The sequence below is a fragment of the Comamonas sp. BIGb0124 genome, from assembly GCF_003752175.1.
Classification (GTDB): Bacteria; Pseudomonadota; Gammaproteobacteria; order Burkholderiales; family Burkholderiaceae_C; genus Comamonas_F.
In genome coordinates this window covers 65100-78667 of sequence record NZ_RJVF01000011.1, presented here as the reverse complement: position 1 = coordinate 78667, position 13568 = coordinate 65100, and the positions used below count along the sequence as shown (strand labels likewise).

The window sequence follows — 13568 nt, the reverse complement described above, 5'->3', positions numbered from 1 at the left end:
GACGCAAGACATGTCGATTTACATCAATAAAGACACCAAGGTCATCACCCAAGGCATCACGGGCAAGACAGGCCAGTTCCACACTGAAAAGTGCCAGGAATACGCGAACGGCAAGAATGCCTTCGTGGCCGGCGTCAACCCCAAGAAGGCCGGCGAGTCGATCTTCAACATCCCGATCTACGGCACCGTCAAGGAAGCCGCTCAGCAAACCGGCGCCACGGTCTCCGTGATCTACGTGCCGCCCGCTGGTGCTGCAGCCGCGATCTGGGAAGCCGTGGAAGCCGATCTGGACCTGGCCATCTGCATCACCGAAGGCATTCCCGTCAAGGACATGCTCGAAGTGCGCAACAAGATGAAGGCCAAGGAAGCCGCGGGCGGCAAGCGCACGCTGCTGCTGGGCCCGAACTGCCCCGGCCTGATCACCCCCGACGAGATCAAGATCGGCATCATGCCCGGTCACATCCACCGCAAGGGCCGCATCGGCGTGGTTTCCCGCTCCGGTACGCTGACCTATGAAGCCGTGGCCATGCTGACGGAAGTCGGCCTGGGCCAGTCCACAGCCGTGGGCATCGGTGGCGACCCGATCAACGGTCTCAAGCACATCGACGTGCTCCAGGCCTTCAACGACGATCCCGACACCGATGCCGTGATCATGATCGGTGAAATCGGCGGTCCGGACGAAGCCGAAGCCGCTCGCTGGGCCAAGGACAACTTCAAGAAGCCGATCGTCGGCTTCATCGCCGGCGTGACTGCGCCTCCCGGCAAGCGCATGGGCCATGCCGGTGCGCTGATCTCGGGCGGTGCCGATACGGCCGATGCCAAGCTGGCCATCATGGAAGAGTCGGGTTTCGTGATCACACGCAACCCCTCCGAACTGGGCAAGCTGCTCAAAGCTCAGCTCAAGTAAGGCGCCAGTCGCCCACAACGGGCTTGTCCTCCTCGGGCAAGCCCGTTTTTTCTCTGCCCACACAAGAAACCGAGCGCTCCGTCCTGGCGATGGCTGCGCTCTTCAACATATAGCAGTGGTTGAGGACATATGGAATTCATCAACGACCCCAATTTCTGGATCGGTCTGCTTCAGATCGTCTGGATCAACATCATCCTGTCCGGCGACAACGCCGTCGTCATCGCGCTCGCGGCGCGTTCGCTGCCTCCTGCGCAGCAACGCAAGGCCGTGCTGTTCGGCTCCGGCGCCGCCGTGGTCCTGCGCATCGTTCTCACGATCGTGGCCGTCAAGCTGATGGCCCTGCCTTTCCTGCAGATCGTCGGTGGCGTGCTGCTGCTGTGGATCGGTCTGCAGCTGTTCGGCGGCGACGACGACGAGGGTGCCCATGGCAAGACCCAGGGCGGCCTGATGATCGCCGTGCGCACCATCCTGGTTGCCGATCTGGTGATGAGCCTGGACAACGTGATCGCAGTCGCCGCCGCGGCGCAGGGCAGCATGCTGTTGCTGATCCTGGGCCTGGCCATCAGCATCCCGCTGGTGGTGTTCGGCAGCACGCTGATGATCAAGCTGATGGAGCGCTACCCCGTCATCGTGACGCTGGGTGCGGCACTGATCGGCTGGGTGGGGGGTGAAACCATTGTTCACGATGCCGTGCTCAGTGACGTCGTCACTGTGAATCCCTGGCTGATCCATGCTGCCGCTGTGGCCGGCGCTGCTTTTGTTCTGGTCGTGGGCCGCTGGTTGGCCCGCCGCGCCCAGACCGCGAGCTGAGCCTGCGAAAGCCCGGCTGGAGGGGCCGAGTCTGACCGCGCGATTCGACGCGGAGCAACACCGGCAGCCAGGGCATTTCGCGCACAGAGGTCGGCATGGCAACGGCACCCGCCAGCGCGGGGCGCCGATGCGTTCATGCACCACGAGGCATGGCACACTGGGTGGCCGGCCACGCTTTGCCGTGGCCGAGCCCGCCGGTTGCAGACCTCACCTCTAGATCGAGAACAACATGGAAGAATTCCTCACCGCGCAGTTCTGGCTCGCTGTCGGCCAGATCATCATGATCGACATTCTGCTGGGCGGCGACAACGCGGTCGTGATCGCGCTGGCCTGCCGCAAGCTGCCTCCGCAGCAGCGCTTCAAGGGCATCATCTGGGGCACTGCAGGCGCCATCATCCTGCGTGTCGTGCTGATTTTCTTTGCACTGCAGTTGCTGCAGATCCCGTTCCTCAAGATCATCGGCGCCCTGCTGCTGGTCTGGATCGGCATCAAGCTGCTCATCCCCGAAAACGACGACCATGACAACATCGCTGCCAGCGACAAGCTGTGGGCTGCGATCAAGACCATCATCGTCGCCGACTTCGTGATGAGTCTGGACAACGTGATCGCCATTGCCGGTGCTGCCCAGGGCGCTGCCGCCGAGCACCATCTGGCGCTGGTCGTGTTTGGACTGGTCATCAGCATCCCCATCATCGTCTGGGGCAGCCAACTGGTGATCAAGCTGATGGATCGTTTCCCCGTCATCATCACGCTGGGCGCCATGCTGCTGGGCTGGATTGCCGGCACCATGCTGATTGCCGATCAGTTCCTCACGGCCAACGTGCTGCAGGACAGCTGGCTGGATCGTTCGGGCGCCCATGTCGAAGTCGTCGGCGCGATCAAGTACGGCTGTGGCATCGCAGGCGCACTGCTGGTGTTGATCGTCGGCAAGGTGCTGGCGGGCCGCCGTCCCAAGGCCTTGCAGGACTGATGGCCTGAACGCCGCCGCCGGTGCCGCCTGTTTCCGTTCAAGGGCAGGCCGCACCGGCAGGCTTTTGGCCTCGGGCCGCGTGCGACCCGAGGCCGACTAGAGGCGCGTGACCTCCACCGGCGGCTGGGTGCCGGTGACCAGCACGAATCCCTCCGAATACACGTTCTTGATGAAGAACGGTTCTCCCTGCAGTTGCCGGAGTTTCTGTCGGACGCGGTAGACCAGGGTATCGATGCGGTGCGACGTGTCGACGAGCCTCGGCGACTCGCCCAATGCCTGCATGAGCTGTGTGTGGGTGACCGGAAAACGCAGGCTCTGGAGCAGGGCGCCGAAGACGATGCTCTCGCGGGCCGTGAAATTCAGCGTCTGGCCCTGAGGGCCGGTGAGCCTGCCGGCATGCCCTTGGAAGCTCCAGTGCTGAGGCGTCTCTCGGGGCTCCTGTGCGATCCGGTGTGCGGATGTACTCATCCTTCGGCTCAGGGCCGCCAGGGTGGCGGTGAGCGTGGGCAGCTTGATCGGCTTGATCAGGTAATAGTCCGCGCCATCGCCCATGCCGCGTGCCTGGTCCTCGAGCAGCGTGCGTCCGGTCAGGACCACGATGCCGAGCGAGGGCAGGCGTTGCCGGATCGACGAGATGTCCATCAGCAGATCGCCGTCGGCCAATCGCGCGTCGGCCAGCAGAATATCCGGTGGCTGGCGTGCCAGGATGTCCAGGGTCTGCGCCCTGCTCGTGCAGCACTGCACGGTATAGCTCAGTGAGCTGACGTGGGCCGACAGGATCTCGCACCAATCGGATTGGTCCTCGACGATCAATACCTTCATTTGTATCCCTCTCCTCCTGGAGGTGATGACCCTTGCGGCCCCGGTCGCCGTGGGCGCACCTCGGCAGTACGAAGCCGGCGGGACAAGCCGTTGACCGGGCCATGGGCCCTTGTGTCGCTCCCGGGATACGACGGCGAAGGCGCCGAGATCCTGGCCAAATGCGAACGATCTTAATGACCGGAAAAATCCATGGGATGGCTCCCATCGATTCCAGATTCTCTCGCCTTGGCTTTGACTGGGAGTTTTGAAAGCATTTTGTCGGGAACGCTTGCGGAAGGTCGGCTTTAATGGTCAAGAATTGTTTTTCATTGTTATGCAATGAAATACAAAGGATGACGGTGCCTAGACTGCACATAGTGTCCTATGGGATAGCGTGCGGTATGCCGATCGATGCCTTCCCTGTATTTCCGGGTGAATCAAAGGGTGGTTTTGGCTGGTATTGGAAAGCGGAATGCACGGGTATGCCTGCATTCCGGTGGGCTGGACTTGGCGGGGGGCTGGCGGGCCAAGCTGGGCATCGCGCTGCTGCTGTGGCTGTACGGTCTGGCATGGCCCGCCCAAGCACGGCCGGATACCCTTCCCGCGTTTCAGCTCTACCGCCTCATCGATCCCGTCGCAGACTGGAGATCCGCGCAACACGCGGTCGAGGCGGGTCGTATCGTCCCCGTTCCTCCCGAGTGGGCCGCGGGCTACGGGCCCTCGCTGTGGCTCGTGATGGATATCGCACCCCAACCGCCGGATGCACCCCGGCTCTGGGCGAAGGTCAGTCCCGCCTATCTCAATGCCGTGACCGCCTACATTCCAGCGGCACAGGGCGTGCAGGCGTTGCAGGCCGGCAGCATGGTCCCGCGCAACCCGCAAGACGTGTCGAACCGTTTTGCGATCTTTGCGCTGCCGCCGGCCGATGGCGCAAGCCGGCGCATCTATTTCAGGATCGAAACCGAAACCCCGCGTTCATTCTTTATCCGGCTGGAAACGCACGAGATGCTGCTGGCGGGGCTGGCTTCGGAGAACCTGGCCATGGGCCTTTTCTTCGGGGGGCTGGCCTTTACCCTCGTCTGGGCCTTGTTGTATGGTTTCTGGTTGAGGAACCGTTTCTACCTCTTCTATGCGGTCTATATTGCCGTGCTGAGCGCGACGGCAGCTTGTGTCACGGGCCTTGCAACTTTATGGATGCCCGAGGGCTGGTTCAACATCGTCTTGACGCTCGGTATGGTTGTGCTCCTGCCGCTGGGAGCCGAAACCCTGGGTATTCTGCAGCCGGGCCGGAATTTCTCGCACATGTGCGCGGCCTGTCGCGGCGCCCTGTGGCTGCTCGCGCTGCTGCAGACGGGGCGGCTCCTGTGCGGCGGGCATGAATTGGCAGCCTTTGGCGCGGGGATGGCTTATCCGTTGCAGTTGGGCGTTGCCGTGTTGCTGTGCCTGGCCTTGGGCCGCGCGAGTCGGGGCGCTGCGGCCTGGCTGGCGGTCCTGTACGGATGCGAACTGCTGTTTGCTGTGCTGGCCCTGTTGCACAGTGTGGGCTATCTGTCGAGCCACTGGCTGACGCGCAATCTGTACATCGTCTTTGCGTATCTGCATGTGGTGCTCTTCAACCTGGCCGCGATCATCCGCATTCATGCGCTGCAACGCGAAAGCATGGAGGCCCGGCGTGCGTTGGCCGATCACTGCGTCGACAGCGAACGCAGACTGGACCAGTGCGTCCAGGCCAGGACCACCGATCTGCTGCTGGAGCTGCGGCAGAGACAGGCGACGGAAGAGGGCCTGAAACGGGCCAACCTGGATGTGATCAACGCCCTGGCCGCGGCGCGGCATGCGCAGGAGAGCCAACGGCAGTTCTTCATGATGGTGTCGCACGATTTCCGCACGCCGCTCGGGGTGCTCGATGCCACGCTGGAGTATGGCGATCTGACTGCGCGAACGGTCCGCCAGCGCATGCGTCGGGCCCTCGACGATCTGCTGGCACTGGTCGACAAGGCCTTGAGCCCCGCCATGATGGCCGAGGCCGCGCCGGCGGGGCAATGTGCGGTCGTGGATGTGGTTGCGGCCCTGCGCAAGGTGATCAGGCGCTCGGCCTATCTGGCGCGCGACCACCGGGTGCACGTGTCGGCCAGCCTGCATCGGCTGTTCGTCTGGGCCAACGGGCAGGCCATCGAAATGCTGCTGTCCAACCTGCTCAACAACGCCATCGTCCACACCCCTTCCGGTTCATCGATCACGCTGGCGGCCCGGCGCGAGGGCGACGAGATCGTGTTGACCGTCGAAGACGACGGGCCGGGCGTATCGGCCGAAGAAATCGGGCAATTGTTCTGCAAGTACGGCCGAGGCTCGCAGGCTTCCTGCGCAGGGACGGGCCTGGGCCTTTATCTGGTCGCCCGCATTGCGGCTCTGCATGGCGGGCATGCCACGGCGGTGAATCTGCCCGAGGCGGGGCTGAGGGTCATGGTGCGTTTGCCGGCCTGGAATGCGCCCCAGGCGGCTGGCATGCCGTCCCTGCAAGCGGGACCGGCGGACGGTTCGTCATGGGCCTAGAGGCCGATAGGCGGGCCGGCGAGGGCGGCGGCCGCGCCGCCATCGGGCTGCGCAAGATGCCGGGACCCGCGTGGTCTTCAGTGCCCTTCGTCCGAGCGGGCAATGTGCAGCAGGCGCTCGACTTCTTCGGGGTGATTGCGCAGGTTGCGGCGGTGCATTGCGCGGATGAAGAACATGGCGATCATGACCACCAGGCCAAATGCCGTGATCGCACCGAAAGCCGTCAGGCCGAGGCCGGTGGACAGGCTGTAGAAGGCACCCAGGCCCAGAATGCAGGCCTGTTCGTTGAAGTTCTGCACTGCAATCGATCGGCCGGCACCCATGAGGTTGTGGCCACGATGCTGGAGCAGGGCGTTCATGGGCACCACCAGATAGCCGCCCAGGCCGCCCAGCAGGATCAGGAACGGCGCAGCCACCCAGACGTTGTTGATGACGTTCATCAGGATCACCAGCGCACCCATGGCGATGCCCAGGGGGATGACGCTGGGGGCCTGGTCCAGCCGCACGCGTGCCGAGGCGATGATGGCGCCGGCAGCCGTGCCGATGGCGACCACGCCCACGAGCGACGAGGCCTGCGTGGTGCTGTAGCCCAGCGCCGCGGCGGCCCAGGCGAGCACGATGTAACGCAGGTTGCCGCTCACGCCCCAGAACAGCGTGGTGGTGGCCAGCGACATCTGGCCCAGCTTGTCGGCCCACAGCCGGTTGTTGCAGCTCCAGAAATCGGGCAGCAGCTCGATGGTCCGCTTGGGCATCGGGCGCATGGTCACGCCGGTGTGGGGGATGCGGGTGTTGATCGCCGCTGCCAGGGCGTAGATGAAGACGAGGATGAAGATGGCCGTCTGCGCGGCACCGTGGATGCCGATGGCATCGAGCGCGGGGATGGAGTGAAGCAGCGCGATGGCCTGCGACGAAACCAGCAGGCCGCCGGCGAGCACGCCCAGGATGATGGAGCCGATGGTCAGGCCCTCGATCCAGCCGTTGGCCTTGACCAGTTGGGACGGCGGCAGCAACTCGGTGAGGATGCCGTATTTGGCTGGGGAGTAGGCTGCGGCACCCAGGCCGACCACGGCATAGGCCACCAGCGGATGGGAGCCGTAGAGCATCATCAGGCAGCCGATCACCTTGATCGCATTGCTGATGAACATGACCTTGCCCTTGGGCAGGGCGTCGGCAAAGGCGCCCACGAAGGGCGCGAGCACCACGTAGAACAGCGCGAACATGGGCACCAGGGCTGCCCGTTGCCATTCAGGGGCGCCGTTGGCGCGCAGCAATTCGACAGCCACCACAAACAGGGCGTTGTCGGCCAGCGAAGAAAAGAACTGCGCCGACATGATGGTGAAGAAACCGCGCTTCATCGATGGGTGTGCTCTGTTCTGTGTAACCGTGGCATGGCTCGGGGGCAGGATGGCAGTGTCCAGTCAACGACGCAAAGGCCCTGGGGCCCGCTGTGCGCCGACATGTGCAATCAGTTTAAATGGGGCGGGAAGCCTGGCGCCGGTACGAACCCGACCGGGTTGACCTGTTATGACGTGCCTGGTTGCAGCCGGCAAAGCCGCTGCATGACCGACCGCCGCGCACGCCGCTACCCACGGACGTCCGGCAGTTTTCCCCCTGAGGCACTTGCTGTTGTGTTTATCGAGACGCAAATCAATCTTCCCTGCAGGAGGGCGGGCTGGATGAGAACAGTCCGAACGCACCTGCGGCCCACGTTATAGCATGCAGGTGTGGCAGGGTCGCCTGTGGAAAGCCTGAGTCTGCGGCAGTGGTCGCGTTGCAACACCTGAACGGGTGACCGGCGGGCGGTCCTCGATTCGTGTGGACGACCTTGTTTGCCCTGTCTGACGAGTTCACTTTCATGAGCGCGCAAGCAAAAGCCCGGGGACGGGGCGCATACTGCAGTCCAGCCTCTGCCGTGCCCTTCCGTCGGCCGGCAGCGGCCCTTGCATACATCCAAGCAGCTGAGTCCTCGCCATGCCTCGTCCGATATCCGCCACCGTTCATACCGATGCCTTGCGCCACAATCTCGCGCGCGTCAAATCCGCTGTACCCGACGCGCGCGTGGCCGCCGTCGTCAAGGCCAATGCCTACGGGCACGGAATCGAACGGGTCTTCGACGCCCTGCGTGCAGCCGATGCCTTTGCCTTGCTCGACCTGGCCGAGGCGCAACGGGTTCGTGCACTCGGCTGGCGGGGTCCGATCCTGCTGCTCGAGGGCGTGTTCGAACCCCGTGATCTGGAGCTCTGCTCGCGGTTGGGTCTCTGGCATGCGGTCCATTGCGACGAGCAGATCGATTGGCTGGCGGCACACAAGACGCAGGAGCCGCACCACGTCTTCCTCAAGATGAATGGCGGAATGAACCGGCTGGGCTTCACGCCCGTGCGCTACCGCTCGGCCTGGGCACGCCTCAACGCCTTGCCCCAGGTCGGCGAGATTTCATTGATGATGCATTTTTCGGATGCCGATGGCATGCGGCAGGGCGTCGATGGCATTCAGCATCAGATCCAGGCCTTCGAGAGTGCCACCCAGGACCTGCCCGGGGAGCGGTGCCTGTCCAACAGTGCCGCCATCCTGCGTTACGGACAGGGCTTGCCGATGCGCAACGACTGGGTGCGAAGCGGCATCGTGATGTACGGCAGCTCGCCCGATTTCCCCGAGCATGACATTGCGCATTGGGGGCTGCTGCCCACCATGACGCTGTCGAGCCGGCTGATTGCCACCCAGGATCTGCAGCCGGGCGATACCGTGGGCTACGGCTCGGCCTTCGTCGCCGAGCAGGCCATGCGCATCGGCATCGTGGCCTGCGGGTATGCCGATGGCTATCAGCGGCTGAGCCCGACCGGAACGCCCATCCTGGTCGATGGCGTTCGCACACGAATCGTCGGACGCGTGAGCATGGACATGCTCACGGTGGATCTCACGCCGGTGCCGGCTGCGGCGATCGGCAGCGAGGTCACGTTGTGGGGCCGGGCACGCAATGGCCGCATCCTCCCGATCGACGAAGTGGCCCGGGCCTCGGGCACGGTCGGGTACGAATTGATGTGTGCGGTGGCGGCACGGGTCGCCCTGCAGGTCGACTGACGAGAGAAGCCGTCTCCCGCCATGGCCCCGGTGCTGTCGATCCCCCTCGTGCCAGGCGTGACCTTGATCGGAGCGCCGAGCGAGGCCGGGGGTGCCGGTCCCGGTGCGGCCCTGGGGCCGGATGCCTTGCGTGCGGCGCGATTGGTTCCGGCCTTGCAGCGTCTGGGTCTGGACGTGCTCGACGAGGGCAATCTGTCGGTGCCTGGCGATCCGGATCCGGCGAGCGTCGGGGGGGTACGTCGTCTGGCTGCCTGCGTGGCCTGGAGTCACGCGGTGTTCCGGGCCGTGAGCCGGCAGCTCGAGGCCGGGCGCCTGCCCGTGCTGCTGGGCGGCGATCACCACGTGGCGGTGGGTTCGATCAGTGCGGTGGCCAGGCATTGCCGCGACCGGGACTTGACCCTGCGGGTGATCTGGCTGGATGCCCATGCCGACTGCAATACACCGGCCTCGTCGGCCAGCGGCAATGCGCACGGCATGCCGGTGGCGACGCTGTGGGGGCTGGGGCCACCGGCGCTGAGTCGTCTGGCCGGCTTTGAGCCGGCCCTGTCGCCGGGTTCGACCTGCCAGATCGGTCTGCGCAGCGTGGACGAGCCGGAGAAACAACTGCTGCAGGCCCTGGGTGTCGAGGTCTACGACATGCGTGCCGTCGGTGCCTTGGGCATGGACGAGGTGATGAACCGGGCTATGCGGGGCATCCAAGGGCGGGGGGTCCATCTGCATGTCAGTCTCGATGTCGATGTGCTCGACCCCTCGGTTGCCCCCGGCACAGGCACGCCGGTCCCGGGAGGTCTGACTGAAAACGAGGCCCTGTTGTGCATGTCGCGGCTGGCGGGGACCGGTTGCCTGGGGTCCCTGGATGTGGTGGAAATCAACCCTTCGCGCGATACCGGCAACCGGACAGCCCGTCGTACGGTCGGGCTGATGCAGCGTCTGCTCGACCCGCGCACCGGCTGGAATGCGGCCGGATAGGCCCGATCAGGCGCCGGCGACGGCTTCCGTCGACGCGGGCGTCGAGGTGGATGTGGGCTCCGCATCGCAGAGCGTGCCGGCGTGGCGTTTGTCGACCGTGGTGCTGCAGCTCCAGGCCCCGGTACCGTCGTCTCGCAGCAGCATGACTTTCTTGTGCTTGATGTCCAGGTTGCCGCTGGTGAACTCGAGCGCGATACCGGGCTTCGTGCCGTTCTGCGAGTGGACGAAGCTGATGGTGCCGAAGCGGGGCGAGACGATGCCGAGGTCTGCCAGCGTCTGGCCGGTGGTATGGGCGGTGCTGGCGGCCGTGCCGTTGGGAAAAGTGCCGTTTGCCAGGATATGGCTCTCGATGTTCGGCCGGATGGCCGACAGGGTGGCGATCGCGCTGGTGAGGCTGGCCCGGGTGGCATGGTCCTTGTAAAGCGGGATGCCGACCGCCGCCAGTACGCCGATGATGGCCACGACGGTCATGAGCTCGATCAGGGTGAGGCCGGCCTGGCCACGGCGAGGAGGGGGAGCGCGAAGGGGAGAGGTCGTCATGCAGATGCCTTGGAGAAAACGACGCGGCGCGTCGAGCCTCCATGCGTTGCAAACGCAGTGCCGCTTCGGCGTGGGAAAGGTCAAGGATTGGGGGATGCCGTCACCGTCACCGGGGACGAATGATCCCGTACCCATAAAAAAGCCTCCGGGCACGGAGGCTGGCAAGGGCGGGTCGGTGGTGACAGCCTAGGGCTTGCGGTTTCGAATGGGGGCCGGGATCGCGTGTCTGTTTATTTGTATTGCGGGAAGAACATGGCCGCCACCATGCCGATGACCACGATCACGATCATCAGTTCGATCCACTCGACGCCCGGGACCTTCTTTTTCATGCGTGCATTCCTCCGGGTGGCTGGAAAAAAGCCGCGCAGCGGAACTGCGCGGCTTTTTTTCTTATTTGCTCCGCTCTTCGGCGGGTCGGTTTCCCTGACTACTCTCTGTGTGACGATCGACAGGTATGTCGCAAGCGATGTGCCTGCATTGGATATTCCTGCGAATTTTTCGCTGAAAAGGAAAATTCCGATGTGAATCAGTGGCTTGCGGGATCCGGGGTGAGGGCCGCCGGGATCTTCGTTTTTCAAGAGTTGACGGTTTTCGTCAGTTCTTGGGCGGATGAGGTGACAAAAATGTCAGGTCTGCCGAGTCGACTGACAAATGTGTATCCCGGCGCGGCGGCCGCACGAGGCGCGACCTTGGCGCGGCCGGGCCAGCGTGCGTCCGTTACGTCTTGCTTCGATATAGCTGTGTTTCAGTCCCGAGACAGGGAGAACGCACTGTTAAGATGCGTCGATTCGCGCCTGGCGCACTCTTGTTCGCCTCCGCTGTGTAGAGATGGCCCCAAAGGCTCAGGATCAGGACAATGACTGTCGCCCTCGCAGGCCGCGCGCCCGCTACGTTCGAAATCAAAAGTGCCAATTTGCCGTTGCTGGCGATGCTGCTCAAGTCGTCCGACCTGAAGCTGCTGGCCGCCGAAATGACGGCCAAGTTCGGCACGCAGAACGATTTTTTCGACGGCGAGCCCATGGTCGTCGATTTTTCCCAGTATCCCGATGACACGCCGGCGCTGACCGCGCTCGATTTCTCGGCATTGATCAAGCTGCTGCGCAGCTATCGGATCGCGCCGATTGCCGTCAAGGCGCGGCGCGAAGACTTGCTGGAGGCGGCCAAGGCCGCCGGTCTGGTCCCCGCCGAAGACAGCTTCCTCGGCACGGCCGTCAGCCAGCCTGCGCGCGTCGAGCGTGTGGTCGAGACCGTGGTGCAGGAAGTGGTGCGCGAGGTGCCGACACCCGTTGCCGGTCCGGGGACGATGGTGGTCGACAAGCCGTTGCGCTCGGGCCAGCGTGTCTATGCCCGGGGCTGCGATCTGATCGTGATGGCCATGGTCAACGTCGGTGCCGAAGTCATCGCCGATGGCCACATTCATGCCTACGCCCCGCTCAGAGGCCGCGTGATGGCCGGTGCGCGTGGCAACACCGAAGCCCGCATCTTTGCCCTGAACCTCGAAGCCGAACTGATTTCGATCGCCGGCATCTACCGCACCGGCGAGGTGGCGTTGCCCGACGAAGTTCGTGGCAAGCCCGCGCAGGTGCGGCTCGATGGCGAAAAGCTGCTGATCCAGCCGCTCAAGGCGTGAGCCCCGGAGCGCTTGGTTGAGACTCACCCCACTTTTGTATAAATTGCATTGAATGCCACGTTCGATCAAGCGACGCCAGCAGCAGAAAAACCAGAGCCGTTCCACTCGGCTCGCTCCCGTCGCGGATCGGCAGGACCGACCCATACCTAACAAAGGACTTGAGACCAACATGACCAAAATCGTCGTCGTGACTTCCGGCAAGGGGGGCGTGGGCAAGACCACGACCAGCGCCAGCTTTTCCACGGGATTGGCTCTGCGGGGCTACAAGACCGTGGTGATCGACTTCGACGTCGGCCTGCGCAACCTCGACCTGATCATGGGCTGCGAGCGGCGTGTGGTGTACGACTTCGTCAACGTCATCCATGGCGAGGCCAATCTCAGCCAGGCGCTGATCAAGGACAAGCAGGTCGAGAACCTGTACGTGCTGGCCGCTTCGCAGACGCGTGACAAGGATGCCCTCACCAAGGACGGCGTCGAGAAGGTCATCAAGGACCTGTCTGCCCAGGGCTTCGACTACATCGTCTGCGATTCGCCCGCCGGGATCGAGCAAGGCGCGCTGATGGCCATGCACTTCGCCGACGAGGCGCTGGTGGTGACGAACCCGGAAGTCTCGTCGGTCCGCGACTCGGACCGCATCCTGGGCATGCTGAGCTCCAAGACCAAACGCGCGATCGAAGGCAAGGAATCCATCAAGGAACACCTGCTGATCACGCGCTACAACCCCAGCCGCGTGCAGGAAGGGCAGATGCTGTCGCTGGAGGATATCCAGGACATCCTGCGCATTCCGCTGATCGGTGTGATTCCCGAGTCGGAGTCGGTGCTGCAGGCGTCCAACCAAGGGACGCCGGCCGTGCATCTCGACGGCACCGATGTGTCGGAAGCCTACAAGGACGTGGTTTCGCGTTTCCTGGGCGAAGAGAAGCCGTTGCGCTTCGTCGACGCACAGAAGCCCGGTCTGCTCAAGCGCCTGTTCGGAGGGAGGTAAATCATGTCCCTGCTGTCATTCCTCCTGGGCGAAAAGAAAAAATCCGCCAGTGTGGCCAAGGAACGCCTGCAGATCATCCTTGCACACGAACGCACGGGCCGCAATGCTTTCGCGCCCGACTACCTCCCTGCGTTGCAGCGCGAGCTGGTGGCGGTGATCTCCAAGTACGTCAACATCAACCCGGACGACATCAAGCTCAACCTCGAGCGCCAGGACGATCTGGAAGTGCTCGAAGTCAAGATCGAGCTCCCCGAGACGGCCAGCAAGTAAGCCTGCCGTTGCAGGCGGGGCCTGCGCCGCATGCGCCGAGGCCGCCGGACCGTCA

13 protein-coding genes are annotated in these 13568 nt (G+C 64.0%); 10 read left to right on the top strand and 3 right to left on the bottom strand.

What is annotated here, in order from left to right; all coding sequences use genetic code 11:
- Positions 1–10 precede the first annotated feature (10 nt).
- The 3 genes from sucD to EC845_RS12995 all read left to right on the top strand — a co-directional run bounded on the left by sucD (position 11) and on the right by EC845_RS12995 (position 2687).
- On the top strand, positions 11–907 hold the full coding sequence (gene sucD, locus EC845_RS13005; RefSeq protein WP_123298546.1) for a succinate--CoA ligase subunit alpha: 897 nt from the start codon (positions 11–13) through the stop codon (positions 905–907).
- A 129-nt stretch (positions 908–1036) separates the two neighbouring features.
- A complete protein-coding gene (locus tag EC845_RS13000; protein WP_123298545.1) occupies positions 1037–1717 on the top strand; it encodes a TerC family protein in 681 nt (226 codons plus the stop codon).
- Between the two features lie 229 nt (positions 1718–1946).
- On the top strand, positions 1947–2687 hold the full coding sequence (locus tag EC845_RS12995) for a TerC family protein (protein WP_123298544.1): 741 nt from the start codon (positions 1947–1949) through the stop codon (positions 2685–2687).
- 96 nt (positions 2688–2783) lie between these two features.
- Here EC845_RS12995 and EC845_RS12990 read toward each other — a convergent pair whose 3' ends face one another.
- Positions 2784–3509 (bottom strand): response regulator transcription factor, encoded by a 726-nt coding sequence (locus EC845_RS12990; protein WP_123298543.1) that lies wholly within the window; start codon positions 3507–3509, stop codon positions 2784–2786.
- Positions 3510–3995: 486 nt separating this feature from the next.
- Here EC845_RS12990 and EC845_RS12985 point away from each other — a divergent pair, with 486 nt between their 5' ends.
- Positions 3996–6041: a sensor histidine kinase gene (locus tag EC845_RS12985; RefSeq protein ID WP_158615693.1), complete on the top strand. Its 2046-nt coding sequence runs from the start codon at positions 3996–3998 to the stop codon at positions 6039–6041.
- A gap of 77 nt (positions 6042–6118) precedes the next feature.
- Here the strand turns inward: EC845_RS12985 and lplT are convergent, their stop codons facing one another.
- A complete protein-coding gene (gene lplT / locus EC845_RS12980) occupies positions 6119–7396 on the bottom strand; it encodes a lysophospholipid transporter LplT (RefSeq protein WP_123298541.1) in 1278 nt (425 codons plus the stop codon).
- A gap of 616 nt (positions 7397–8012) precedes the next feature.
- On the opposite strand from lplT, the gene alr reads away from it, so the two are divergent.
- Both alr and rocF read left to right on the top strand, forming a co-directional pair.
- Positions 8013–9119, top strand: coding sequence for an alanine racemase (gene alr / locus EC845_RS12975; RefSeq protein WP_123298540.1), 1107 nt, complete (start codon positions 8013–8015; stop codon positions 9117–9119).
- Positions 9120–9140: 21 nt separating this feature from the next.
- Positions 9141–10088 carry an arginase gene (rocF, locus tag EC845_RS12970; protein WP_123298539.1) on the top strand — a complete coding sequence of 316 codons (948 nt, stop codon included), beginning with the start codon at positions 9141–9143 and terminating at the stop codon, positions 10086–10088.
- 6 nt (positions 10089–10094) lie between these two features.
- On the opposite strand, the gene EC845_RS12965 is transcribed toward rocF, so the two are convergent.
- The gene (locus tag EC845_RS12965) at positions 10095–10628 is read right to left on the bottom strand and encodes a pilin (RefSeq protein ID WP_158615692.1); all 534 of its coding nucleotides are present in this window, start codon (positions 10626–10628) and stop codon (positions 10095–10097) included.
- 327 nt (positions 10629–10955) lie between these two features.
- Between EC845_RS12965 and EC845_RS22165 the strand changes: the two genes are divergently transcribed.
- From EC845_RS22165 to minE, 4 genes are all read left to right on the top strand, one after another.
- On the top strand, positions 10956–11153 hold the full coding sequence (locus tag EC845_RS22165) for a hypothetical protein (RefSeq protein ID WP_148077308.1): 198 nt from the start codon (positions 10956–10958) through the stop codon (positions 11151–11153).
- A gap of 331 nt (positions 11154–11484) precedes the next feature.
- The gene (gene minC / locus EC845_RS12960; protein WP_123298537.1) at positions 11485–12258 is read left to right on the top strand and encodes a septum site-determining protein MinC; all 774 of its coding nucleotides are present in this window, start codon (positions 11485–11487) and stop codon (positions 12256–12258) included.
- A gap of 169 nt (positions 12259–12427) precedes the next feature.
- The gene (gene minD, locus EC845_RS12955; protein ID WP_123298536.1) at positions 12428–13243 is read left to right on the top strand and encodes a septum site-determining protein MinD; all 816 of its coding nucleotides are present in this window, start codon (positions 12428–12430) and stop codon (positions 13241–13243) included.
- A gap of 3 nt (positions 13244–13246) precedes the next feature.
- The gene (minE, locus tag EC845_RS12950) at positions 13247–13513 is read left to right on the top strand and encodes a cell division topological specificity factor MinE (protein ID WP_123298535.1); all 267 of its coding nucleotides are present in this window, start codon (positions 13247–13249) and stop codon (positions 13511–13513) included.
- Positions 13514–13568: the final 55 nt, after the last annotated feature.

What these genes read in the sequence shown, in the direction of transcription:
- EC845_RS13000 (WP_123298545.1), top strand. Translation starts at nt 1,037, where the DNA reads ATGGAATTCATCAACGACCCCAATTTCTGGATCGGTCTGCTTCAGATC.
- sucD (WP_123298546.1), top strand. Translation starts at nt 11, where the DNA reads ATGTCGATTTACATCAATAAAGACACCAAGGTCATCACCCAAGGCATC.
- alr (WP_123298540.1), top strand. Translation starts at nt 8,013, where the DNA reads ATGCCTCGTCCGATATCCGCCACCGTTCATACCGATGCCTTGCGCCAC.
- EC845_RS12990 (WP_123298543.1), bottom strand. Translation starts at nt 3,509, where the DNA reads ATGAAGGTATTGATCGTCGAGGACCAATCCGATTGGTGCGAGATCCTG.
- rocF (WP_123298539.1), top strand. Translation starts at nt 9,141, where the DNA reads ATGGCCCCGGTGCTGTCGATCCCCCTCGTGCCAGGCGTGACCTTGATC.
- minC (WP_123298537.1), top strand. Translation starts at nt 11,485, where the DNA reads ATGACTGTCGCCCTCGCAGGCCGCGCGCCCGCTACGTTCGAAATCAAA.
- lplT (WP_123298541.1), bottom strand. Translation starts at nt 7,396, where the DNA reads ATGAAGCGCGGTTTCTTCACCATCATGTCGGCGCAGTTCTTTTCTTCG.
- EC845_RS22165 (WP_148077308.1), top strand. Translation starts at nt 10,956, where the DNA reads ATGCGTGCATTCCTCCGGGTGGCTGGAAAAAAGCCGCGCAGCGGAACT.
- EC845_RS12995 (WP_123298544.1), top strand. Translation starts at nt 1,947, where the DNA reads ATGGAAGAATTCCTCACCGCGCAGTTCTGGCTCGCTGTCGGCCAGATC.
- EC845_RS12965 (WP_158615692.1), bottom strand. Translation starts at nt 10,628, where the DNA reads ATGACGACCTCTCCCCTTCGCGCTCCCCCTCCTCGCCGTGGCCAGGCC.
- minD (WP_123298536.1), top strand. Translation starts at nt 12,428, where the DNA reads ATGACCAAAATCGTCGTCGTGACTTCCGGCAAGGGGGGCGTGGGCAAG.
- minE (WP_123298535.1), top strand. Translation starts at nt 13,247, where the DNA reads ATGTCCCTGCTGTCATTCCTCCTGGGCGAAAAGAAAAAATCCGCCAGT.